Below are 21,602 nucleotides of genomic sequence, written 5' to 3'. Positions count from 1 at the left end.
TTGCTTTACGGTGAATCGCCAATATGGATGAATTGCTTGAGCGGCTTTCCCAGAAGGTAGTCGCGGCCCAGAATCTGGAAGGACTCGTGCGGCTGCTTCTCGAGATGCCTGGAATATTGACCGGACTTGAGTCGACCTACCTGACATCGGTCGACTTTCGTGGCGAGGTGCAGACCGTCCTCTATTCGCGCAACGACTGCGACGTGCAGATCATGGAGGGCCTGCAGGTTCAGTGATTCGACACCCTCTGCAAGCGCAGTCGGGAAAGCGGGCGGCGCGTGGTCAGCAACGTGAAGGACATTTGGGGCGATACATCCGTCTGCAGTACGAGGGAGCGACTGCCGGCTGCGTCGCGGTGTGCTTCGTGAGCGCCCAGCAGGCGCTCGACCAGGCGGACCATGAGATGTATCGCGTCAAGCGCTTACGGCGCGCGGCTCGCGCCGGCAAGAGCAACTGGACATTCAGGTAAGTCTTCAACTTCCGCTTTCAACCCCCTTTAGGGTATTCCCCGCCATAGGTGTTTCCGCCTGTTTTTGACGACTCGACGCGAGTATTCTGGACTGCTACCTTGCCGGGCGCAGGTGCACCCGCAGCGTCGATCACGCTTGCGGCGTACGCCGCGAGGGAATGTCCGCGCCGCAACCATGCGGGCGGTGTTTATGTTCTTGACCACCTTGATATCCAGAACCGAGGGGATCCCATGAAAAAGTTGTTTGCAGCCGTATCTATTGCCTTGATCGCCTCCACGGCCAGCGTCGGCGCCTATGCGGCGGACACCATTCGCTTTGGTGTCGATGCAAGCTATCCGCCGTTCGAATCGAAAGCACCGGACGGCAAACTGGTCGGCTTCGACATCGATCTCGGCAACGAGATCTGCCACCGTCTGAATGCCAAATGTGTCTGGATCGAGAACGATTTCGACGGCATGATCCCGGCGCTGAAGGCGCGCAAGTTCGACGGCGTGCTTTCGTCGATGTCGATGACCCCGGCGCGCAAAGAGCAGATCGCGTTCTCGGACAAGCTGTTCAACACGCCGACGCGTCTCGTCGTCAAGACGGGATCGGGCATCATGCCGACCGCGGAATCGCTCAAGGGTAAGCGCGTGGGCGTGGAGCAGGGCACGATTCAGGAGGCCTATGCAAAGGCGCATTGGGCAGCGGCTGGCGTAGAGGTCGTGCCTTACCAGAATCAGGACCAGGTCTATCAGGACCTGCTGGCCGGCCGCGTGGACGCGGCGCTGCAAGACGCCGTGCAGGCCGAAGTGGGCTTCCTGAAGACGCCGCGCGGCCAGGGCTACAGCTTTGCGGGCGGCGATCTCGACGATCCGGCCACGCTCGGCAACGGCGCCGGCATCGGCCTGCGCAAGGAAGACACCGCGCTCAAGACGAAGATCGATGGCGCGATTGCCAGCATCATCAAGGACGGCACGTACAAGAAGATCGAGAAGAAGTACTTCGATTTCGACGTGTACGGCAAGTGATGTGACGCGTCCAGCGTGACATGTGCGCGGCGCGAGAGCGGATGCACCGCTCTCGCGCCGCCTGTAAGCGGAGCGTGCTACGCGGCCTCGCGCAGTGCCTTCGCTTGAGTCGAGTCTTTTTTCGGTGGCGCTCCGAACATTCGTGTGTATTCGCGGCTGAACTGCGAGGCGCTTTCGTATCCCACTTCGAATGCAGCGGCCTGTACGCTCATCGACAGCGAGAGCAGCAGTCTGCGCGCTTCCAGCAGCCGCAACTGCTTCTGATACTGAAGGGGCGGCAGCCCTGTCAGCGCCTTGAACTGGCGGTGGAACGCCGAGGCACTGAGCTGGGCGACTGCCGCCAGGTCTTCCACCCGTACGGGTTCCGCAAACCGCGCACGCAATTTTTCCACCGCCCGCAGCAGGCTGTGAGAAGGGCTTTCGGTCGACGCCAGCCTCGCGATTTCCGAACCGTTCGGACCGCTTAGCAACCAGTAGCAGATCTCGCGCATCAGCATGGGATACAGCATGCTGATGGCGTCCGGCGTGTCCAGCAGGCGCACGGCGCGCAGCGCGCAATCGGCGAGGGGACCGTCGAAGTTCGCGACGAACACGCCGCGGCTTGCGTCCGCCGCCGGCACGGGTGCAGGCGACATCTCCTTCGCCACGGCACGCAATATGGCCAGGTCCAGCTCGAGAATCAGAACCAGGCAAGGTTGGTCCGGGCTTGCCTCGAACACGCGGCCCCGCGACGGCGTTTCCACGCCGACCACGAGCGCTTGACCGGCCCGGTACTCCAGTTGCGCCCCGCCGAAACTGGCCCATTTGGCGCCCTGGGCGACGATGCACAAAGCCGGGCTCGCCGAGCGAAACGTGGGCGGCGCGGGGTGGTCGGAACGCAGGATGAGCATTCCGTCGACAGCGGTGCTGTATGGGCTCGTGCCCGGCTGCGTTTGCGTGTAGCGCAGCATGGCGGCGGCCAGTTCGTTTGTCATGGCGGCTCGATCAGGGGGGCGCGAAGGAAGGTGGGCGCCGACCCATCTTAATCAGCGAAGCAGGATTAGGCAAGAATCGGGGAGATTCGGGTATTCACTCGCCGGTGGCGTCAGGCGCAGAATCGACGCTATCCAACACAGCGAGAGGTGCCAAATGGCAACGAACAACGGCAGTCAGTCGGGCCCGAAAATCGCGGTCGTCACCGGAGGCAGCCGCGGAATCGGCCGCGACACGGTGCTGCGGCTGGCAAGCCGCGGCGTCCACTCGGTTTTCACTTACAACACCAATCACGCCGAGGCAGAGAAGGTCTGTGCCGAGGTCGCGCAAGCGGGTGGCCGGGCGATCGCCCTGCAATTGAACATCGCGGATTCAGGCACGTTCGACGACTTCGTCGCGCGCCTGCGAAACGCGCTTGGGACGCTCAGTGCAACGGGCTTCGATTATCTGGTGAACAACGCCGGCATCTCTTCGACCGCCACGCTCGCCGCCGGCACCGAAGCGGAACTCGACGCGCAATTCGCGGTGCATTTCAAGGGGCCGTTTCTGCTGACGCAAAAGCTGCTGCCGCTCATTCATGACGGCGGCCGGATCGTGAACATCTCCTCGGGCCTTGCACGCTTCGCGTATCCGGGCCGCGCGATTTATGGCCCGATGAAGGCAGCCGTGGAAGCGCTCACGCGCTATATGGCGCTCGAACTCGCGCCGCGCCGGATCGCGGTCAACGTCGTGGCGCCGGGCGCCATTGCGACCGACTTCAGCGGCGGCATCGTGCGGGACAATCCGGAGGTCAACAAGGCGGTGGCGGAACATACCGCGCTGGGCCGCGTGGGATTACCGACCGACGTGGGGCCGGTGATTGCAGGTCTACTGTCGGATGAGTTCGGCTGGGTGAATGCGCAGCGCATCGAAGTGGCTGGTGGCATTCATATCTGAATGGTTGATTTCGCGGCTTAAGCCGTGACGCTTTTGCCGGAGGCGTCGACTTCGATGCCCCAGTCGCCCTGTTCGAGCCAGTCGTCGCCGAGCAGTTCGGCCGGATGCTGCGTGCGGCTCTGGCCGTTGCCGCATCGCATGTCGTTGGCCGGGCAGTAGTGGTCGCAGCCCCAGCACAGGCGCTCGGGGTGCAGCGGGTGAATCGGAAACTTCTTTGCCATGATGTCGCCCCTGTGCGGCCTCGGTCAGAACGCAATATTGAGATTGTGTTCTTTCCGCGGCACGGTGGCAGATGGCAGAGTGTCGCGCCCAGGAAGCGCGCTGAAGGGGGGAAGGTCGCGGCGCTCTGCCTGCGTGTTATTGCCACAGGGTCATGCTATGGTCGTACGGCGTCCGGCTGATCCGGTCGCCGCGCCCGGAAGCGCTGAACACAACGACCCGCGTGCTTCTCCATGACCCGTTCGAGTCCTTTCCCGCAAAAGCGGCGCCGTGTGTGGCCGCTGATGTTGTTGTGTGCCGTCGTCATCATTCTGGCCGCCATGGTGCTCGCGGGCTGGCTGACGTTGCGCGGTAGCTTGCCGCAGCTCGACGGCACGCGTGCCGCGCCGCTCTCAGCAGCGGTGACGATCGGGCGCGACGCGCTCGGCGTGCCGACGGTGCAGGGCGGCACGCGTGGCGACGTTGCGTATGCGAGCGGCTTCCTTCACGCGCAGGACCGCTTCTTCCAGATGGACTTGCTGCGCCGGGTCGCCGCCGGCGAGATGGCGGCGCTCATCGGCCCGGGGGCGCTGCCGCTGGACCGCCGCGACCGGCCCTTGCGCTTTCGCGAACACGCGCAGGCGGCGCTCGCCGCGCTCTCCGCCGACCAGCGGGAGCTGATCGAGCGCTATACGGCGGGCGTCAACGACGGCCTGCGCTCGCTGCGCGCGCGGCCGTTCGAATACTGGCTGTTGCGCGTGCAACCGGCGCCGTGGCGTCCCGAAGACACCGTGCTCGCCGTCTACGCGATGTACTTCGATCTGCAGTATGACCAGGCGAGGCGCGTGCTCTCGCGCGCGGCGTTGCGCGAGCGCGTGCCGGCCGATCTGCTTGCGTTCCTGCTGCCTGAGACGAGCCACTGGGACGCCCCGCTCGACGGGCTGCGCGCGTTGCCGCAGCCGCCGGCGGCACTGCCCGCCGCGCCGCCGTCATGGCTCCCGTCAACGCAGTCCGCCGTCGATGCCGAACCGGAGGCCACCGCGCTGCTCGCCGGCCTGCCTGGTTTTGTGAGCGCTTTTGCGGGCGCCGGGAGCGCGGTCGATTCGATGGTCGGCAGCAACGGTTTCGCGGTCGACGGCGCGCACAGCGCACACGGCGGCGCGCTGCTCGCGAGCGACATGCACCTCGGCCTGTCGCTGCCGAACATCTGGTACCGGATCTCGCTCGTCTATCCCGCGCCGGAGGGCGGCGAGCGGCGTATCACGGGTGTCAGCTTGCCGGGTACGCCGTTCGTCGTGGCCGGCAGCAACGGCCATATCGCGTGGGGCTTCACGAACAGCTACGGGCGCTTCGTCGATCTGGTCGAACCTCAACGCGATCCGGCCGACCCACTGCGCTACCGCGTCCCGAACGGCGGATGGGCGCGTGCGCAGGTGATCCACGAGCGCCTCGACGTGAACGGCGGGGCGAGCGTCGATCTGCCGGTCGTGCAAACGCGCTGGGGACCGCAATTGGTGGCCGGTGAGCGCGCGTACGCATTGCATTGGGTCGCGCAGGATCCGCAGGCGACCAACATGAACTTCATGCGGCTCGAAGGCATCACGAACGTCGACGACGCGTTGCGCGCCGCGCAGACCTTCGGCCTGCCGACGCAGAACTTCATGGTGGCCGACGCGCAAGGCCATATCGGCTGGACGCTTGCCGGGCCGCTGCCGCGCTTCGCGGATGCCGATGCGGACGCTGAAGTGGACGCTCAGGCGGCCGCGCTGGCGAGCCTGCCATACCCCTCCGGAAGTTACGCCGGCTGGCAAGGGTATCGGACGCCCGATGCGTATCCGGTGCGCGTCGATCCGCCGGGCGGCCGCATCTGGACCGCGAATAACCGCACCCTGCCGATGGAAGATGTGGCGCGAATCGGCGACGCCGGCACCGATCTCGGCGCGCGCGCCACGCAGATTCGCAACGACCTGCTCGCGCTGCCGCACGCGAGCGAGCGCGACATGCTCGCGGTGCAGACCGACGACCGCGCGTTCTGGATCGCGTACTGGCGACGCGTGGCGCTCGACGCGCTCGATGCACGCGCGCTCGACGGCCATCCCCAACGCGCCGAATTCCGGCGCCTCGTTGAGGCGTGGGATGGCCGCGCCGATGTGCATGCAGTCGGCTACCGGCTGGTACGCGCGTTCTACGACTCGCTCTACGAAGCATGGTTCGGTGTACTGGACAAACAGATGGCCGCGATTGCGCCGGACCTCAGCTATCGTGCGGCGAACTCGCGTTACGAAGCGACGATGGAGACGCTGGCCGACCATCGCGCGTGGATACCGGGCGGCTTCGCGGACTGGCGCGCGTTCATGCTGGACCGTATCGATCACGCGATCGCCCGGGTGCCCAAAGGCACCACGCTCGAAGAGGCGCGCTGGGGCGAGCGCAACCGCTCGGTCATTGCGCATCCGTTCGCGCGCATGGTGCCGGCGTGGCTGCCGTGGGTTCGCGACTGGCTCAGCGCGCCGCACGACCTGCTGCCGGGTGACATCAACATGCCGCGCGTGCAGACGCCGGCGTTCGGCGCGTCCGAGCGTTTCGCGGTGTCGCCGGGGCGCGAGCAGGACGGCATCTTCGAGATGCCGGGCGGGCAGTCGGGCAATCCCATGTCGCCGTATTTCCTCGCGGGGCACGAAACGTGGGCGCATGGCGACGCGGCACCGTTCCTGCCGGGCACAGCGGTGCATACGCTGAAGCTCGTACCGGCCGGCGCGCAGCAGGCCGCAAACTGAGGGTGCTCGGGTTGGCGCGCGCGGCGGATTAGCAGAACTCCGCCGACACCGCTAGAAGTGCTGGCTGATTCTGCCTATATCCGTTGCACGCCTACCTCCGGTGGGGGGGATTGCGTCAAGCTTGGCGCGCTCGCGTCGAGGCTTTCTCTCGCCGTGAGCCACATAAAACGGAAACGGATAAGGGGACAGCCATGAAGTGGCTCGATCGCATGACGGTGTTCAAAAAGCTGCTGACAGCATTCGCCGTTGGGATCGTATTTGCGGTGGCCGTCGGTGTGGCCGGCGTTGCGTCGCTGGCATCGATGCATGACATCGCCGATGAAATCTGCAACCGGCACATGAGCGGCCAGTTCTGGCTCGAGGAAGCGGCCTGCAGCAAGCTGAGCACCGACCTCGACGCCGCAAATCTGGGCTTCGCCGACGAAGCGGGACACCATCGTCTGAAGGAAGACATCGTCGCGCAACTCAAACGCATGCACGAATCGCTGGATCGCTATGGCGCTGCCGGCGTCTCGGCCAGCGACCGTGCGCTTTACGACCACGTGCTCGGGAAAACCTCGGCATGGGAAGCGATCGTGCATCAGCAGATCGGCTTCGCGCCCGTGCCCGCAGGCGTGGACAATGCCGAACTCGTACGCCGCGAGATTGCGGCGAGCGTTGCGTCAGGCGACAGCGTCGCCGCGCTGATCGATTCGCTGCAACGCGAGGCGAAGAGCGCGCAGACCCAAGCCACGGCGCAATTCCAGCACATGCGCACCCTCATCATGGCGATCCTGCTCGGGGCGGTCGCGACCGGCGCTTTGCTTGGCTGGTTGATTTCGCAGCGGCTTTCGCGCCAGTTGGGCTGCGAGCCGGCACATGCGATGGAAATCGCAGGCCGTATCGCGGCCGGCGATCTTTCGGCACCCATAGCAACGCGTCGCGGCGATACGGGCAGCCTGCTGTACGCGCTGGGCGGCCCTCGTCGAACAGGCGGCCGCCGCGGCAAGCTCGATGGCCGATCAGGCGGCGCAGTTGCAGCAGGCGGTGTCGGTTTTCAGGTTTGCGGGCGCCTGAGGTGGGGGCCGGTGCCGCAGCGATGGCTGCGGCATCAGGGCGTCATCGGGAAAGACCGCGTGCGTCGATCGGCCAGATCGCTTCCACGCGCTCGCCCCGAAAGCAGACGTACTGATCATGGAGATTCACGGTCGGGTCGCAGTGCCCGGGTGTCACGAGAACGCGCTGTCCCAGGAACTGGGTCGTATCGGTTTTCGGCGCACCGACTGTCTCCAGCTTGCCGTGCTCGTCATTGGCCGCGATGTAGGCGAGTGGCGGACCTTCGGATCCCGCCCATGTCACCTCTCGCGGCAGCCCGGCATCGACGGCCAGCCCCTTGAGGCCAACATCGCATACCACCATGCCGGGGCGGGTTGCGCTCATGATCGTGGATAGCACGAACAGGCTGTTGCGCGGCCGTACGGCGCCGTGCCACGCAATGCCGCCATACTCGCCGTCCATGATCGCGTAGGAGCCCGGCTGCACTTCGGTGTAAACGCCGCTGGCGACGTCGAATTCAAACGTGCCGGTGCCGCCGCCGGTCACGCGCGCGCATCGCACGCCGCGCGCCTCGAGTGCGCGGACGAAGGTTCCGGCGCGCTCGGCGGCGCGGCTGGCCGTGTCCTTTCTTGCCGCCCAGTCTGCAATGTGCTGCGCACCGCCGTGGTAGGCCTGCAAACCCGCGAAGCGCAGGCCCGGATGCGCGGCGATCGCCTCGACCAGTTCGAACAGGCCGTCATGGGTTGTCACCCCGCAACGGTTCTGACCGACATCGATCTCAGGCAACACGTCGATCGTGACGCCTGCGGACGCCGCGGCTTCGCCAAGCGCGCGCACTTGTGGCAGTGCGTCCACGCAAACGCTCAGACGGACGTGCGAGGCGAGTTCGGTGGCCATCAAGAGCTTGTCCCTGCCGACAAACTCATTGGTGACGTGGATGTCACGCACGCCGGCAGCGGCAAATGGATACGCTTCGCTCAGCTTCTGGCAACAGATGCCCACCGCGCCGGCTTCGAGCTGCCGCTGGGCGATGGCGCTGCTCTTGTGAGCCTTGGCATGAGGCCGCAAGGCAACACCGTGGCCGGCGACGAACGCCGCCGTGTCGCGCAGGTTCGCTTCGAATGCGTCGAGATCGATCAGGAGCGACGGGGTGCCGACCGAGGCAAGCGGGTCGCCGACCAGGGCGGGGGCAGGAGGGGTGAGAGTCATCGAGGCTCCGTTCAGGACGCGCAACAAGGTTGCGCCAGTATTGCACACGGCGTGGCCGGCATCAGCGGCCCGCCGTGTTCTCCTGCTGCCCGGAGGGCATCGCGGGCATGCGATCAGTGAGGCAGCACGCGCATGAGAAAGTCCTTCGCGCGCTCCGACTGCGGGTTGTCGAAAAAGGCCTCCTTGCCGGCATCCTCGACGATGAGCCCCTTGTCCATGAACAGCACCCGTTGGGCGACCTTTTTCGCGAAGCCCATTTCGTGCGTCACGCACATCATCGTCATGCCTTCCTGCGCGAGTTCGATCATCACGTCGAGCACTTCGTTGATCATCTCGGGATCGAGCGCCGAGGTCGGCTCGTCGAACAGCATGGCGATGGGGTCCATCGAGAGCGCCCGCGCAATCGCCACGCGCTGCTGCTGTCCGCCCGACAGCTGGCCCGGAAACTTGTCGGCGTGCGCGCGCAGGCCCACGCGGTCCAGCAGTTTCAGGCCCTTTTGCGTCGCCTTGTCCTTGCCGCGCCCGAGCACCTTGATCTGCGCGAGCGTGAGATTCTGTGTGATCGACAGATGGGGAAACAGCTCGAAATGCTGGAACACCATGCCGACCTTCGCGCGCAGCTTCGGGAGATTCGTGCGCTTGTCGCCAACCGACTCGCCGCCCACGACGATCTCGCCTTGCTGGAACGGCTCCAGCCCGTTCACGGTCTTGATCAACGTCGACTTGCCGGAGCCGGACGGCCCGCATACGACGACGACCTCACCCTTGCTGACTTCGGTGGAGCAGCCGCTCAGAACCTGGAATGGCCCGTACCACTTCGACACGTCTTTCAGTGTAATCATCGAACTATCCTTGTGATCGCGCGTGACCTGCCGGCTCAACGCACGTGCGCCAGCGCGAGGCGCCGTTCCACATGCCGCTGGACCCGCGACATCGCGGTGCTCAGCAGCCAGTAGATCGCCGCCGCGCTCAGATACAGCGGCAGCGGCTGAAAGGTGGACGCGATGACTTCCTGCGCCGCACGCAGCATCTCGGTCACGGTGATCACGGAGACGAGCGACGTATCCTTGATCAGGCTGATCAAGGTATTGCCAAGGCTCGGCACGGCGATCCTCAAGGCCTGTGGGCAGATGACGTAGCGCAGCGTCTGCAGATGGTTGAGGCCGAGACTATGCGCGGCGCCCCATTGGCCCTGGCCGATGCCGAGAATCGCACCGCGCATGCTTTCGGAAAGATAGGCCGCGGCATTGGCGGTCAAGGCGAGAATGCCGGCGCTGGTCGGATCGAGCGAAATGCCGAGATCCGGCAGCCCGTAGTAGACGACGAAGATTTGCACGAGCAACGGCGTCCCGCGCATGAGGCTGACGTAGCCGCGCGCAATGTCTGCGATGAGCGGCTGGCCACTGATGCCCATGATCGCCACGAAGATCCCGACCAGCAAGCCGAGAACGGAGGACGCGAGCGCGAACTTCAGGGTAACGACGGCGCCCATGAGAAGAACGGGCAGCGCGTGAATGACGAGGTCGATGGGTGTCATGCGATGAAGTGCCGTGCGGGTGCGCCGCCCAGGCGGGAAGCGGGGCGGCGCGCCAGGTGATGAAGAAGAGGGTTACTGCGTGACGGGTTGCGTGACGTCAGTGCCGAACCAGTGCATGGAGATCTTTTTCAGCGTGCCGTCCTGCTTCATCGCGCTCAGGGCGCCATTGACCGCCTTTTCGAACTCGGGGTTGCCCTTCCTGAACGGAATGCCCATTTCCTGCTCGCCGCCCTTGAGAACCGAACCGGCCCGCAAGGGCAGGTTCGAGGTCTTGATGATGTACGGCAGCATGAGGCGGTCGTCGAGCGTCGCGTCGATCCGGCCTGCCGCGAGATCGCGCAGTTTCTCCGGGGCGCCCGGGTAGGTCTGCACGTTGATGCCCGAAACGGCGCGAGCCATTTGGTCATAGTTCGTGCCGAGCGTCACGCCGATCTTCTTGTCCCCGCCGAATTCCTTGAGCGAGTTGAAATCGCGCTTGTCGTTGGCGCGCTGAATCAGCTGTGCTGCCGAGAAGGTGTAGGGCTGGCTGAAATCGAGCGCCTGCTGGCGCTGCGGGGTGATGGTGACCTGGTTGACGATCACGTCGAACTTGCCGGCTTGCAGGCCGGCGAGAATGCCGCTCCACTCCGTGGGGACGAATTCCGGCTTGACGCCCAGTCTCGACGCCAGGGCCTTCGCGACATCCACGTCGAAGCCCTCGAGTTCGCCGGCCGCGTTGCGGTAGTCGAACGGCGGATAGGTTCCCTCCAGACCGACGCGGAGCACACCGTTCGATTTGACCGTGTCGAGCAGGTCATGGGCGTGGGCGGCCGCGCCCACGAAGCTGAATGCGGCCGCAATGACCGCGCTGCGCAAAAGCGGGCTGATATGGCGTTTGAACATCGTCGTCTCCTCTTTTAGGGGTGTGGTCTTCGTTCTGCTGTGTGTGATTAGTCAACTATCATACGAATCCAGACCTTCGCTGTGAATGGCCGGAATTCGTCGAGATGGCGTGCACCGATGGAATCGGGGTTAACCCAGGCTGGTTGCTATCGAGGCGCGCAGAATCTTGTGTTCCAGAATCCTACGGGGCTGAGGAGAGAATTTTTTTCCAAAGATAGGCCCGTGTAACCCCTGACATCGAGAATAAAATTCTCCCGCCATCGCGAAGATGGTAGTGGATAATATGGTTGAATTATCAACTTAGATTTGCCGGCATGCTGTTCGCCTCGCGCGGCGCACGCTGCTTGCCCAGCCATTTCGCGAGATCGGCAGCGGACATCTCCTTCGAGTAGTACCAGCCCTGGCCATACTGGACGCCCTTGCTGCGCAGCCACGTCACCTGTGCGCCCGTCTCCACACCCTCGGCGACGATTGCCAGACCCAACTCATGCGCCATCGAAATGATGTGCGGCGCGACCACGCTCGAAGCGGTATCCTGGACAATCGTATCGACGAACGACTTGTCGATTTTCAGCACATCGATCTCGAAGGACTGCAGATACGCCAGGCTCGAGTAGCCGGTCCCAAAGTCGTCGATATAGATGGGATGGCCCGCGGCCCGGAACGCCGCGATGACACCGCGCGTGGCTTCGGCGTTCATGAAGCTGCGCTCCGTCGCCTCGATGCGGATTTGCGCGGGCGCGATGCCGGTGCCTTCGAGCGACGCGGTCAGCAGGTTCAGGAAGCGCAAACTTTGCAGATCCTCGGCGCCCACGTTGATCGAGACATAAAAAGCAGGGTTTGCCGTGAGCAGTTTCCCAAGCTGCGCGATGGTCTTTTCGAGCACGAGATCGGTTAGGGGCTGAATGAGATGATTGTCTTCCGCCACGCGCACGAAGACCTCGGGCGAGATGGCGCGGCCGTTCAGTGTCCACCGCACCAGCGCTTCGACGCCTGCACACTGGTTGTCCTCTAGCCGCATGATGGGCTGGAAAACCACGTCGATCTTGCGCCGGGTGATGGCCCATTGCAGCGTCGAAGGGAACGAGAGCTGCCGCGAAACGCGCTTGTAGGCGAACCAGCCGAGCGCTGCGCCCGAGAACACGCCGATGGTCAGCCACGCGGCGAGCAGCTTGGGCCAGTCGCCCGCCACGCTGCTGCGCGGCGACTTCACCACGACGCCGAGCGGGCGTGTCGCCGAGCGGGCGACAGCGTAATTCCAGTCATCGCTGTTCACGTTGCCGTTGCGTTTCCACGCGTCGAGCATGTCGTCCGGATCCGCGCCGGCCGAGACTGCGAGGAGCCTGCCCGTCGAAATCTGGATCACGGCGATTGGGCGCCTCGCCGGATCGATGAGATCGACATAGGAGCCCGGGTCGATGGAGACGTAGTGGCCATTGCGGCCAATCTGTATGTCCTTGCGGACGTCGCTTAGCGGGCTCTTCTGCTCGAACCACACCAGGTAGCCGTCGTTGCTGCGATAGTCGGGCGGCGGGAGCGTGAGATCCTTGCCGCGCGCGTCGCCAAGCAGCGGAGAGCAGAGATAGTGCCCCTCGGCGTAGGCGCCGGCATCCTGAACATAGCGGTAGTTGTAGATGACGCGCGCGGCCCGTTCGAGGCTGGACGGCGAACAGGGTGTGCCCGCTTCCCGGTCCAGGTCGGAAAGCGCGGCGAAGGCCTGGTACGTCACGAGGTCCGTGCGCATGACCGCCTTGTCGGCGAACTCTCTGAGTTCGGCGCGATCGCGCCGCTGGACGTCCATGTCCGCGACGTAAAGACTCGTGAAAACGGGGACGAGGGTGGCGAGGCACCCGAGTGCGACCGAAGCCGAAATCAGCGTGATGCGCTTGATCATTTCGCACCCCGGAGGATGGAACGTTAGGCAACGAACCACAGACTGGACGCACAGGTGGGGCATCTCAGATGCCCGGGAGCCCGAATATCAGAGCAAAGCATACTCTTTGGCGCTTCGTTTTCAACGGGCAAGCGCGTTGGCAGCGCTTGCTCGCGTGCCGCCACGGCTGTTCTTGCCGGTAGGACCATGGTCCGATTGTCCGCGGCCTGCGCGGCCGGCATGATCTGCACGTGCTGCTCGCCAGGTTCGCTGCTCAGGGGAGCGAGAATGGGGACTCTGTCCAGGTTCGTAAAGCAAGCGTGGCTTGCCGCCGTGGTGGCGCTCGTGGCCGGCTGCGCCCAGCCGTGGCAAAGCGTCGAGCCCGGCGCCGACCAGTCCGCGTTGATCGCGCGTCTCGGGCCGCCGCGCGAAACCTATAACCTGCCGGACGGCGGCAAACGTCTCATGTGGCCGACCCAGCCAATGGGGTCGACGAACACCGTTGCCGACGTCGATGCGAGCGGCAAGGTCGTGAGCGTGCGTCAGGTCATGCAGGCGAGCGAGTTCTATCGCGCGAAAATCAACGAGTGGACACGCAACGATGTTCTGATCAATTTCGGCCGGCCCGCGGAAACGGCCTACTTTTCGCGCATGCAGCGGGAAGTCTGGTCCTACCGTTACATCGAGAACAACGTCGATTACATGATGTTTCATTTCTACTTCGATGATCAGGGCATCTTGCGGCTCACGCAGAAGACGCCCGATCCATTACGCGACCGGAACCTGAGGCGCGGGTTCTAGACCAGGTTCCGTTCAGAGGCTTGCGCCTCACGGAGGCGCGTATGCGTAACGCGCGGCATTCGACGACCCTGCACCGCCTCGCGCGTGCGTGGCTATTGGCTGCGCTGCTCGTGCCGCCCGGCGTCTTGCGGGCCATGGAGTTCAAGATCTACTACCAACCCGATCTAAAACTGAACATGGTGATCGGGAAGGGAAAGATTCAGAGTGGCGATGCCGAAAAGTTTCTGGCGGCCGCCAAACTCGCCGGCCGTGATCGCGAAGGACTCGTTCCCCTGGTCCTGGATAGCCCTGGCGGAAATGTCGAAGCGGCGTTTCGCGTGGTGGACGCCATGGACCGGGTCAGGGTCTATACGATCGTTGCGGACGACGCGAGGTGCGCGTCCGCATGCGCCTCGATCCTGTTCGCCTCTGGGGAGCGCAGAAGTGTCATGGGCACGGGACAGCTTGGCTTTCACAGTTGTTATCGGCGCGCTGGCAGCACCTATGCCGAGGACTCGCTCTGCAACGAAATCATCGCGGCGAACGCCATGCAACGGGGTGTGAGCCACGCCGGCATCAATCGCTTCGTCGAGCAATATGGCGCGTCGGACATGGCGTGGGTCGGACGCAGTGTCGCGTGCACCTTGCTTCACGGGCTTTGCCGGCCAGGGCTGCTCGAAGCACAGCCCGCAACGAAAGCGGCGCTGGCGCAAAGCTTCAATTGCAGCGAACTCATCTCTGCTCAGGCACAACTGGTTTGCGGAGATTCGGAGCTTGCCAGCATCGATAAAACCATGGCCGAACTCTTTAACCAGAAGCTGAAGGTCTCGAGCAACAAAGACCGGCTAAGGGCAGAGCAACGGGCATGGCTTCGAACCTCACGCAATGCGTGCGGCGACAAGGCGTGCCTGTTGAAAAGCTATCAGCTGCGCGTGGCAGAACTGAAGCGACGTGGTTAGTGGCAACTAGTGGCAATACAGGTCGTTTTCCGCATTGAACATGTCGAACGCGAGGCTGATCGCCTGATCTTTGCGCACGGTCGCCAGCCACCGGCTGCGTCGCCACGCCATCACGGTGTCGCCGACGAAGACGGTGCTTGCCGTGTCGCCCGCGCGCGTGGCGACGAACGCGGCCTGCGCAGCGATCGTTCCGGGTAGCGGGCGATAGTAGGACCAGTCTGCCTGCTTGAGCAGCGCCTCGATCACGAACTCGTCGTCGACCAGCGCGGCGCAATCGCCTGCCTGGAACGCCAGCAGGGCATCGAGCGGCCGGTCGAAATCGTGCACGCCCGCGTGGTATTCGCGCGCCGCGCGCTGTGCATAAGGGTTGCCTCGCGATGCGCAAATCGCGCGGCCGCGCAGGTCGCGCCATGTCCGCACAGCGCCATGGCCCAGCACGAGCGCCATGCCACGGCCGCTCGAATACGAAGCCGCTGCGAACGCAACCCGCGCGTCGGGCGAGAAGCCCAGGCCGGCGATGGCGGCATCGGCTCTGCCCGACTGCAGGGCGGCGCGCGCGGCGGCCGGCTCGGCCAGCAGGAACTGCACGGGCAGTCCCGCGCGGCGAGCGAGATCCGAAGCGAGCGCCGCCGCGAACGGATCGGGCGCGCGCAGCGCGCGGTTGACTTTCCCGACGTAAAGCGTGGGCGCGGGGCGCGGGGGCACCGCCACGATCAGCACGCCGCGCGCTGCTGCGGCGGCGAAAGGCCGGTCGCTGTCGGGAAGGGCGCGTGGCAAGTCGCCGTTCAGCGCCCACGCGAGCAGGGCGACTAATGCAAGCGATGCGAGCGTGGCCGTTCGCGCGGTGGCCGGCCACGGCCAGCGCCGCGGAACTGGCGACACTTCGAGTCGAGCGTTCCTAGCCATTCTGCGCGAGCCCGACGCGCCAGCGCAGCAGTTGCCGTTCGAGTATCGACAGGCTTTGATTGATCAGTAAGCCAAAGATGGCGAGTAGTACGATGCCCGCGTACATGTCGGGAATCTGAAACGTCTCCTGCGAATTGAGCGTATAGAAGCCGAGCCCCGAACGCGCCCCGATCATTTCCGCCGCCACCAGCGCCGTAATGCTGTACGCGCCCGCCAGACGCACGCCCGTGAGGATCTGCGGCAGGGCAGCCGGCAGCACGACCTTCGTCGCGATGAAGCGCTGCGAGGCGCCCATCGAGCGCGCGCAGTCGATCAGCACGCGCTCGACCTGCTTCACGCCCGCGATGGTGTTGAGCAGGACCGGCCAGAACGCGGCCCACACGACAATGGCGATCTTCGACGACTCGCCGATGCCGAGAAACAGCATGAACACCGGAAAGAGCGCGAAGGCCGACACCTGCCGCAGCAACTGAAAGACGGGATCGACGATGCGCTCGACGCGCCGGAACCATCCCAGCACGAAGCCGCTGACGATGCCGCCCGCCACGGCGAGCAGCAAGCCGCTAATGGAGCGCACGGCGCTCGCGCCGATATGGGTCCACGCGTCGCCGTTTTCGAAGAGCCGCGCGATGGCGAGGGCGACCTGTGAAGGCGGGCTCAGGTAAGCCGCGTTGACCACGCCGAGCCGGGGCAGCAACTCCCACAACAGCAGGAAGGCGACGAGCGCGATGGAGCGCTCCACGCCTACGTAGAGGTGCGCGAAAGATGAAGCGGCACGCATGCGCCGCAGGCTGCGAGAGGATTCGCGGACCGCGCCCGGGTTGGACATCGAGTCAGACATCGAATCGGACATAATCGGCTCCCGTCAACGCATGGGTTTGCGGCTGCGCGTCGAGCCGCGTGTCGAGTTCCGTGCTGAGGCTCGCCCATGCGCGCTGCCGCAGCGCGACGAACGCCGCCGAGTGACGCAGCGCGGCGTCACGCGGGCGCGGCAGATCGACGTCGATGATCTCTTTCACGCGGCCGGGGCCACGGCCGAGAACGGCGATGCGATCGGAGAGAAAGATCGCCTCATCGATGCTGTGCGTGACGAACACGACGGTCGTGGCGCTTTGCTCCCAGATCGCGAGCAATTCCTGCTGAAGCAACTCGCGCGTCTGCGCGTCGAGCGCGCCGAACGGTTCGTCCATCAGCAGAATCTCGGGGCCATAAGCGAGCGCGCGCGCGATGGCGACGCGCTGGCGCATGCCGCCGGAAAGCTGATGCGGATAGTGATCCGCAAACTCCAGCAGGCCCACGAGGCGCAAAAAGCGTTCGGCCTCGCTGCGCCGCGCGGCGCGCTTCATGCCGCGAATTTCGAGTCCGGCTTCCACGTTCTTGCGGACCGTGCGCCACGGAAAGAGCGCGTAGCCCTGAAACACGAAGCCGAGCTTTTGCCGCACGGCGCTCACGGGGGCGCCGTCCACGCGGATATCGCCCGAGGTTGGCGGCGTGAGGCCGGCGAGCACGTTGAGGAAAGTCGACTTGCCGCAGCCGCTCGGGCCCAGAAGCGCCATGAATTCGCCCTCGTGCACGGCGAGATCGAAGCGCTTGAGGACCGTATGGTGCGTGTCCGTTTGGGCGTTGCCATAGGTGAGCGAGAGATCGTGCGCGACGATCTTCTCGCGTAGCGCAGTCGCCGCGCTCACGAGCGTGTTCCGTTCGGCAAGGTCGCCGCGCTGGCCTGGGCCTCGTGCTTCGCGAACTCATTGAAGTCGTTCGTGTAGACATCCTTGACGTTGACCTTGCCTTTCGGAATCTTGCCGGCCTGCTCGAGGATATCGATGTAGTACTGGATGGGCGGCTCCGTGACCACGAGGTCCTTCACGTAGGCATAGCGCTCCACGAGCCGAACGTCGATGCCGAGCCGCTCGGCCGTCAGCTTGCGCGCTTCGTCGGGATGCGCATTGACCCAGTTGCCCGCCTTCGCGATGGCCGTGACGAAGTCGCGCACCGCCTGCGGGTGGGCGCGGGCGAACGCGCCGTTCACACTATAGGGCGCCATGCCGCCAAGGCCGTGATCCTCGTCCCAGTCGCTCCATAGCTTGCGCAGTTGCGGATCGGCTTCCGCCGAGCCGGAAAAGGGCGGATGAATGATCGCGACGTCCACGTTCTTCGTGACGAGCGCCTGCTCGGACTGATTGTCGGGCACGACGAGCCAGTTCACCTTCGAGACATCCACGCCGTGCTGCGCCAGATACTTTTTGGTGACGAACTCCGCGCACGCGCCGAAGCTGTTGAACGCCACGGTTTTGCCCTCGAAGTCCTTCGGCCCGCGAATGCCCGAATCCTTGCGCACGAAATACTTCATGTGCGGCGCGTCGGGCAGCGTTTCACCGCCTGCCGAAACGACCTTGATATCGGCGCCGCTGGCGATCGCGGAGATGACGAGCGGCACCATGCGCGTGCCGAAATCGATATCGCCGGTACCCACGAGCGGAATGATCTGCGGCGCGGAAATCTTGCCGACATATTTGGGCCGCGTGCTCGTGTGGTCGAAATAGCCGAGCTTGTCGGCGAGATAGACCAGGTCGAACGCGGGATTGTCGGGGTACTTGAAGTAGGTGATTGCCTGCTGCGCCGACGCGTGTTGGGTCGTGACAGACGCGTCTTGCGCCTGCTCCGCATGCGGTTTGCAACCACTTTGGAGTATCAGGGCGGCAGCGGCGTACGCGGCAAGCAGAACGGTTCCGGCGGAGCGCCGACGGAGGGGGAACGCCTTCATGAGCGGAGACTCGGCAACGAGCAGGTAGGTAAGTGAATTGACGATGCTCGATGATTGTCGATCTGCAACGATTTCAGGCAAACCAACGAATTATGATTTGCTTAGTTGTTCGTATCGACAATGCGTCAATCCGGCTACTTCTGCTGTTGCTTCGAAATATCCGTTGCGGCTGCTTTGGTCCGGCTTTTCGTGTTGATCGAGTGCGAAAAGGGGCGGGCTGCACGTCACGCCCTTTTCATACGCTCAAGGCAGCGAGATCGTCAGATTCGCCGATTGCGGCCCGAGCTTGATGAGTTGCGTATACGGCGCGAGCATGTGCACCGTGTTGTCGCGCAGCCAGGTGCTGAGGCCGAGCCACGCGAGCAGACCCGCCAGCGCGAACACCGCGCCGATCGACCACAGCGGCACCTCGCGCTTGAGACGGTGCGCAACCTGGTCGGGCAGCGGCCAATGCGGCGCGAAGGCCGCGCGCTTGCCCTTGATATGCGCGATCTCGTCGCCCAGGCGCGCCGTGAGATAGGCGAGCTTTTCCGGCCCTTCGAGAATGTACTTGCCCTGGAAGCCGAGCAGCAGGCACATATGAAAGACCTCGAGCGACTGCAGCCGCGGTGCGCCCTGCGCGCGGCAGTCCTCGAGATACTGGAAGAACTTTTCGCCCGCGAGCTGCTCGCCGAACAGCGCGAGCTGCAAGGGGCGACGTTCCCACTCGGCGCGAATGCGGAACGACGACGCCAGCACCGATTCGTCGAGCGCGGCGCAGAACGCGAACTTGGCCGCGTACACGTCTTCGGCCGCGACGTTCAGCTTCTTCGCGCCGCGCTCGAAATCGCCTAGAAACTGCTGCACGCGCGCGCCGAATTCGCTTGCGTCGCCGGGCTCGCGGCCGTTCTTCAACAGGAACAGCATGAAGAAGCCGTCGTAGAGCAGATCGAGCAGCGAGCGCACCTGGTAGGCGGGTTCGGTTGCGGCCGCGGCGTGATTCACGGCCGGTGCCGCGTCGCCGAAAAGGGAAGGGGCATTGCTCATGACGTCACCGCGATGAGTTCGAGTTTGAGATCGTTGATGCCCGAGGGCGCGTAGACCATGGCCGACTGCGACTGGATCATGCGCTCATAGAGCGCACTGCGCGCCTCGAAGGCGAAATAGCACGCGCCGGGCCGCACGGGAATGGCGGGCGGCACCTGGGGCGTGTAGACGAGCCGCACGCCCGGCATGGCCGAGAGCACGAGCTTGTCGACGTCGTCGGGCGCGCCGACCTTGAAGCGCGCCGGCACCGCCTCGACGAGATCGACGGCGGGCATGTCCGCCGAGACGGCGAGGTAGAACGTGGTCTTGTCGTCGATCTTGCCCGAATCGAGCCGGCCGATATGGAACGACGGGCGCACTTCTTCGAGCGCAATGGCGAAGTATTGCGTGGAGATCACCGTTTCGAGCAGGTCGCGCAGAATCGCATCGAGGCGCGCAAAGCCGGGGCCGGGATCGTCGTGGCGGTACGCGGGCAGGTCGGCCAGCGCGTAGCCCTTGGAGAACGTCATGAGCTGCCCCGCGAGGCGCAGCAGCTCGTGAAAGAGCCGCTCGGGGGGAAGCGCCGCATGCTGATAGAGATGCGCGAGCGTGGCGAACGCGCCGCTCGCCGTATGCAGCAGCCAGAACGAGGCGATGTCGCCCGAACGGAACTCGATGATGTTCTTGGTCGGCTCGCGATGAAAGCCATAGAGCGCATTGACCTTGGCCTGCAACGCGTCGATGAGGCGGCGCAGCCGCTGGTGCAGTAGCGGCGACGCTTCGATGGCGAGACTCGGCGGCACGAAGCTTTCGTCGACCTCGAATCCCGAAGTCGCGGTGCGCCGCACGCGCGCGACGGGCACCGAGAGCAACTGGTCGCGCGGCTCGCTGTGCGCGATCAGCTTCACGTTCGTTTTCAGGAACGTCACGTCGGCCTGTGCCGCGTCCGTGTAGTGATCGGCGACGCTCGCCTGCTCGCTCACGTAGCGCGTGACGAAGCCGTCGTTGCGATCCGGCGCGTAGTTCGTGCCGGTTTCGCGCATCTGGTGCAGCGCCAGGTAGAACGTGAATTCGTTGATGCCCTCGGGCAGCGTGTCGAGTGCCACGGGCGGAGGCAGGTCGTCGGCCTGCGGCGCGCTGTAGAGCGTGCCGTCCGGAAACACGAGCGCAAGCTCGCTCATGCGCAGCATGTTGCTGCCCAGTGCGTCGTGGTCGAGCCGCGCGGTGCGCACACCCCAGTTGTACGGCGCAATGGCCTGGATCGATTCGAAGAGGCGCGCTTCGTGGTAGGCGTCCTGCCGCTGGAAGTGCTGAGGCCTCAGGAACAGGCCTTCTCCCCAAAGCACTTTCGAGGAATAACTCATGTTAAATCGGCTATATGCGTGATTCGGCCCGTGCCGCTCGCGCCGGCGATCGGCGGACTGAAATTGTTAAATATCCCGCGTGCTCGTTACTCTGCCCGGTGCTTTGTCCTTTATTCACCCGCAAGTTACCGACGAAAGCAGATTCAAGTGCTGCGGCGGTAATCCCTGGTCCGGCGAGATCACCGTGCCGCTCGTGACGGTCATTGCGCAGTTATGCAGGCCGACCATTATGCCGGATTTTTCGGATTTCGCAGGATCGAAGGCGAACTTCCAACGCTGCATGGCCGGATCGCGGAATAGCGCGACGATGCCGAATGCCTGCGCCTCGCGTGAAACCTTTTCGGTGGCGTTATATCGCTGGCCGGGAATGAGCGTCACTTCACGCACGCCGAGCAGGTCGGCGCCCAGCGCACTCTTTTCCTTTGCCGGGTCGGTGAACGTATCGAACGACGCCTGCTGGAACGAGGTCGGGTCCTTCAGTACATAGAGCCGCACGACGAGCGCCAGCGGCTTGTGGTCGGTCGCCGCGTTGAGGTTTTGCGCCGCCAGTAGCGTGATACCGAGGTCGCGCGGGGGTTTCTGGCTGTCCGGCACGTCGGGCTTGCCGATGCCCGCGAGCTGCAAGGCCGCCGACGCCGCACTGCCGAGCGCCGGCACGGCCGCCGCGCAGCCGGCGAGTTGCGCCGTGACCATGAGGATCGATGCGAAACGAATAAGACGCGCATTCATTATTTGTTGGCCAGGCGAGAATGCCCGGGGTCCGTTAAGTGGTGATATGCGATTCGAATAATGCTATCCGCATAAAGGTGCATTTAACCCCGCGTGGCGCCGATAAGCGGCTGATTATGTGAAGCGGCAAACTTTTCCGGCTCGCTCGTGTTTTCAATTGCACGAGTGAGAAATTCTTTCCTGTGTGAATTTCTTG

At 64.4% G+C, this 21,602-nt stretch carries 20 protein-coding genes and 1 pseudogene; 7 read left to right on the top strand and 14 right to left on the bottom strand.

Annotated features, from left to right (window positions below; translation table 11 throughout):
• The first annotated feature begins 23 nt into the window (after nucleotides 1-23).
• Nucleotides 24-236: a hypothetical protein gene (locus AB4Y44_RS30525; RefSeq protein ID WP_368701663.1), complete on the top strand. Its 213-nt coding sequence runs from the start codon at nucleotides 24-26 to the stop codon at nucleotides 234-236.
• A 464-nt stretch (nucleotides 237-700) separates the two neighbouring features.
• Entirely contained in the window at nucleotides 701-1,480 is a 780-nt protein-coding gene (locus tag AB4Y44_RS30520; RefSeq protein WP_368701662.1) for an ABC transporter substrate-binding protein, read from the top strand.
• Nucleotides 1,481-1,557: 77 nt separating this feature from the next.
• Here the strand turns inward: AB4Y44_RS30520 and AB4Y44_RS30515 are convergent, their stop codons facing one another.
• Entirely contained in the window at nucleotides 1,558-2,370 is an 813-nt protein-coding gene (locus tag AB4Y44_RS30515) for an AraC family transcriptional regulator N-terminal domain-containing protein (RefSeq protein ID WP_368701661.1), read from the bottom strand.
• Between the two features lie 238 nt (nucleotides 2,371-2,608).
• Here AB4Y44_RS30515 and AB4Y44_RS30510 point away from each other — a divergent pair, with 238 nt between their 5' ends.
• Entirely contained in the window at nucleotides 2,609-3,388 is a 780-nt protein-coding gene (locus AB4Y44_RS30510; protein ID WP_368701660.1) for an SDR family NAD(P)-dependent oxidoreductase, read from the top strand.
• 17 nt (nucleotides 3,389-3,405) lie between these two features.
• Here the strand turns inward: AB4Y44_RS30510 and AB4Y44_RS30505 are convergent, their stop codons facing one another.
• A complete protein-coding gene (locus tag AB4Y44_RS30505) occupies nucleotides 3,406-3,609 on the bottom strand; it encodes a DUF3079 domain-containing protein (protein ID WP_368701659.1) in 204 nt (67 codons plus the stop codon).
• Nucleotides 3,610-3,840: 231 nt separating this feature from the next.
• On the opposite strand from AB4Y44_RS30505, the gene AB4Y44_RS30500 reads away from it, so the two are divergent.
• Both AB4Y44_RS30500 and AB4Y44_RS30495 read left to right on the top strand, forming a co-directional pair.
• Nucleotides 3,841-6,363, top strand: a complete 2,523-nt coding sequence (locus tag AB4Y44_RS30500) for a penicillin acylase family protein (protein ID WP_368701658.1) — start codon at nucleotides 3,841-3,843, stop codon at nucleotides 6,361-6,363.
• A gap of 191 nt (nucleotides 6,364-6,554) precedes the next feature.
• Nucleotides 6,555-7,043 (top strand): annotated as a pseudogene (locus AB4Y44_RS30495) (MCP four helix bundle domain-containing protein); the annotation flags it as partial.
• A gap of 418 nt (nucleotides 7,044-7,461) precedes the next feature.
• On the opposite strand, the gene AB4Y44_RS30490 reads toward AB4Y44_RS30495, so the two are convergent.
• The 5 genes from AB4Y44_RS30490 to AB4Y44_RS30470 all read right to left on the bottom strand — a co-directional run bounded on the left by AB4Y44_RS30490 (nucleotide 7,462) and on the right by AB4Y44_RS30470 (nucleotide 12,920).
• Nucleotides 7,462-8,607 (bottom strand): DSD1 family PLP-dependent enzyme, encoded by a 1,146-nt coding sequence (locus tag AB4Y44_RS30490; RefSeq protein WP_368701671.1) that lies wholly within the window; start codon nucleotides 8,605-8,607, stop codon nucleotides 7,462-7,464.
• 113 nt (nucleotides 8,608-8,720) lie between these two features.
• Nucleotides 8,721-9,449: an amino acid ABC transporter ATP-binding protein gene (locus AB4Y44_RS30485; RefSeq protein WP_368701657.1), complete on the bottom strand. Its 729-nt coding sequence runs from the start codon at nucleotides 9,447-9,449 to the stop codon at nucleotides 8,721-8,723.
• Nucleotides 9,450-9,484: 35 nt separating this feature from the next.
• Nucleotides 9,485-10,144: an amino acid ABC transporter permease gene (locus AB4Y44_RS30480; RefSeq protein WP_368701656.1), complete on the bottom strand. Its 660-nt coding sequence runs from the start codon at nucleotides 10,142-10,144 to the stop codon at nucleotides 9,485-9,487.
• Nucleotides 10,145-10,216: 72 nt separating this feature from the next.
• On the bottom strand, nucleotides 10,217-11,026 hold the full coding sequence (locus AB4Y44_RS30475) for a transporter substrate-binding domain-containing protein (RefSeq protein ID WP_368701655.1): 810 nt from the start codon (nucleotides 11,024-11,026) through the stop codon (nucleotides 10,217-10,219).
• Between the two features lie 295 nt (nucleotides 11,027-11,321).
• Entirely contained in the window at nucleotides 11,322-12,920 is a 1,599-nt protein-coding gene (locus AB4Y44_RS30470; RefSeq protein ID WP_368701654.1) for an EAL domain-containing protein, read from the bottom strand.
• Between the two features lie 267 nt (nucleotides 12,921-13,187).
• Between AB4Y44_RS30470 and AB4Y44_RS30465 the strand changes: the two genes are divergently transcribed.
• Together AB4Y44_RS30465 and AB4Y44_RS30460 are read left to right on the top strand one after the other, a co-directional pair.
• A complete protein-coding gene (locus AB4Y44_RS30465) occupies nucleotides 13,188-13,700 on the top strand; it encodes a hypothetical protein (protein WP_342924633.1) in 513 nt (170 codons plus the stop codon).
• Between the two features lie 41 nt (nucleotides 13,701-13,741).
• Nucleotides 13,742-14,638, top strand: a complete 897-nt coding sequence (locus tag AB4Y44_RS30460) for a lysozyme inhibitor LprI family protein (protein ID WP_342924634.1) — start codon at nucleotides 13,742-13,744, stop codon at nucleotides 14,636-14,638.
• Nucleotides 14,639-14,644: 6 nt separating this feature from the next.
• Here AB4Y44_RS30460 and AB4Y44_RS30455 read toward each other — a convergent pair whose 3' ends face one another.
• The 7 genes from AB4Y44_RS30455 to tssJ all read right to left on the bottom strand — a co-directional run bounded on the left by AB4Y44_RS30455 (nucleotide 14,645) and on the right by tssJ (nucleotide 21,406).
• On the bottom strand, nucleotides 14,645-15,520 hold the full coding sequence (locus AB4Y44_RS30455; RefSeq protein ID WP_368701653.1) for a transporter substrate-binding domain-containing protein: 876 nt from the start codon (nucleotides 15,518-15,520) through the stop codon (nucleotides 14,645-14,647).
• A gap of 16 nt (nucleotides 15,521-15,536) precedes the next feature.
• On the bottom strand, nucleotides 15,537-16,325 hold the full coding sequence (locus tag AB4Y44_RS30450; protein WP_342924636.1) for an ABC transporter permease: 789 nt from the start codon (nucleotides 16,323-16,325) through the stop codon (nucleotides 15,537-15,539).
• A gap of 52 nt (nucleotides 16,326-16,377) precedes the next feature.
• Nucleotides 16,378-17,202 (bottom strand): ABC transporter ATP-binding protein, encoded by an 825-nt coding sequence (locus AB4Y44_RS30445; protein ID WP_368701670.1) that lies wholly within the window; start codon nucleotides 17,200-17,202, stop codon nucleotides 16,378-16,380.
• Between the two features lie 26 nt (nucleotides 17,203-17,228).
• Nucleotides 17,229-18,308 carry an ABC transporter substrate-binding protein gene (locus AB4Y44_RS30440; protein ID WP_368701652.1) on the bottom strand — a complete coding sequence of 360 codons (1,080 nt, stop codon included), beginning with the start codon at nucleotides 18,306-18,308 and terminating at the stop codon, nucleotides 17,229-17,231.
• 243 nt (nucleotides 18,309-18,551) lie between these two features.
• Complete coding sequence (locus tag AB4Y44_RS30435; RefSeq protein WP_342924638.1) at nucleotides 18,552-19,334, bottom strand: DotU family type IV/VI secretion system protein; 783 nt, start codon at nucleotides 19,332-19,334, stop codon at nucleotides 18,552-18,554.
• The gene (gene tssK, locus AB4Y44_RS30430) at nucleotides 19,331-20,677 is read right to left on the bottom strand and encodes a type VI secretion system baseplate subunit TssK (protein WP_368701651.1); all 1,347 of its coding nucleotides are present in this window, start codon (nucleotides 20,675-20,677) and stop codon (nucleotides 19,331-19,333) included. Before tssK ends, AB4Y44_RS30435 begins: the two co-directional genes overlap by 4 nt.
• 114 nt (nucleotides 20,678-20,791) lie before the next feature.
• Nucleotides 20,792-21,406, bottom strand: coding sequence for a type VI secretion system lipoprotein TssJ (gene tssJ, locus AB4Y44_RS30425; RefSeq protein WP_342924640.1), 615 nt, complete (start codon nucleotides 21,404-21,406; stop codon nucleotides 20,792-20,794).
• Nucleotides 21,407-21,602: the final 196 nt, after the last annotated feature.

The organism is Paraburkholderia sp. BR10937, from assembly GCF_040965695.1.
In the GTDB taxonomy this organism is placed as follows: Bacteria; Pseudomonadota; Gammaproteobacteria; order Burkholderiales; family Burkholderiaceae; genus Paraburkholderia.
This window is presented reverse-complemented; position numbering and strand designations above follow the sequence as displayed.

Coding starts and splice junctions, on each gene's coding strand:
- AB4Y44_RS30525 (WP_368701663.1), top strand. CDS start 24: ATGGATGAATTGCTTGAGCGGCTTTCCCAGAAGGTAGTCGCGGCCCAG.
- AB4Y44_RS30520 (WP_368701662.1), top strand. CDS start 701: ATGAAAAAGTTGTTTGCAGCCGTATCTATTGCCTTGATCGCCTCCACG.
- AB4Y44_RS30515 (WP_368701661.1), bottom strand. CDS start 2,370: ATGCTCATCCTGCGTTCCGACCACCCCGCGCCGCCCACGTTTCGCTCG.
- AB4Y44_RS30510 (WP_368701660.1), top strand. CDS start 2,609: ATGGCAACGAACAACGGCAGTCAGTCGGGCCCGAAAATCGCGGTCGTC.
- AB4Y44_RS30505 (WP_368701659.1), bottom strand. CDS start 3,609: ATGGCAAAGAAGTTTCCGATTCACCCGCTGCACCCCGAGCGCCTGTGC.
- AB4Y44_RS30500 (WP_368701658.1), top strand. CDS start 3,841: ATGACCCGTTCGAGTCCTTTCCCGCAAAAGCGGCGCCGTGTGTGGCCG.
- AB4Y44_RS30490 (WP_368701671.1), bottom strand. CDS start 8,607: ATGACTCTCACCCCTCCTGCCCCCGCCCTGGTCGGCGACCCGCTTGCC.
- AB4Y44_RS30485 (WP_368701657.1), bottom strand. CDS start 9,449: ATGATTACACTGAAAGACGTGTCGAAGTGGTACGGGCCATTCCAGGTT.
- AB4Y44_RS30480 (WP_368701656.1), bottom strand. CDS start 10,144: ATGACACCCATCGACCTCGTCATTCACGCGCTGCCCGTTCTTCTCATG.
- AB4Y44_RS30475 (WP_368701655.1), bottom strand. CDS start 11,026: ATGTTCAAACGCCATATCAGCCCGCTTTTGCGCAGCGCGGTCATTGCG.
- AB4Y44_RS30470 (WP_368701654.1), bottom strand. CDS start 12,920: ATGATCAAGCGCATCACGCTGATTTCGGCTTCGGTCGCACTCGGGTGC.
- AB4Y44_RS30465 (WP_342924633.1), top strand. CDS start 13,188: ATGGGGACTCTGTCCAGGTTCGTAAAGCAAGCGTGGCTTGCCGCCGTG.
- AB4Y44_RS30460 (WP_342924634.1), top strand. CDS start 13,742: ATGCGTAACGCGCGGCATTCGACGACCCTGCACCGCCTCGCGCGTGCG.
- AB4Y44_RS30450 (WP_342924636.1), bottom strand. CDS start 16,325: ATGCGTGCCGCTTCATCTTTCGCGCACCTCTACGTAGGCGTGGAGCGC.
- AB4Y44_RS30440 (WP_368701652.1), bottom strand. CDS start 18,308: ATGAAGGCGTTCCCCCTCCGTCGGCGCTCCGCCGGAACCGTTCTGCTT.
- AB4Y44_RS30435 (WP_342924638.1), bottom strand. CDS start 19,334: ATGAGCAATGCCCCTTCCCTTTTCGGCGACGCGGCACCGGCCGTGAAT.
- tssK (WP_368701651.1), bottom strand. CDS start 20,677: ATGAGTTATTCCTCGAAAGTGCTTTGGGGAGAAGGCCTGTTCCTGAGG.
- tssJ (WP_342924640.1), bottom strand. CDS start 21,406: ATGAATGCGCGTCTTATTCGTTTCGCATCGATCCTCATGGTCACGGCG.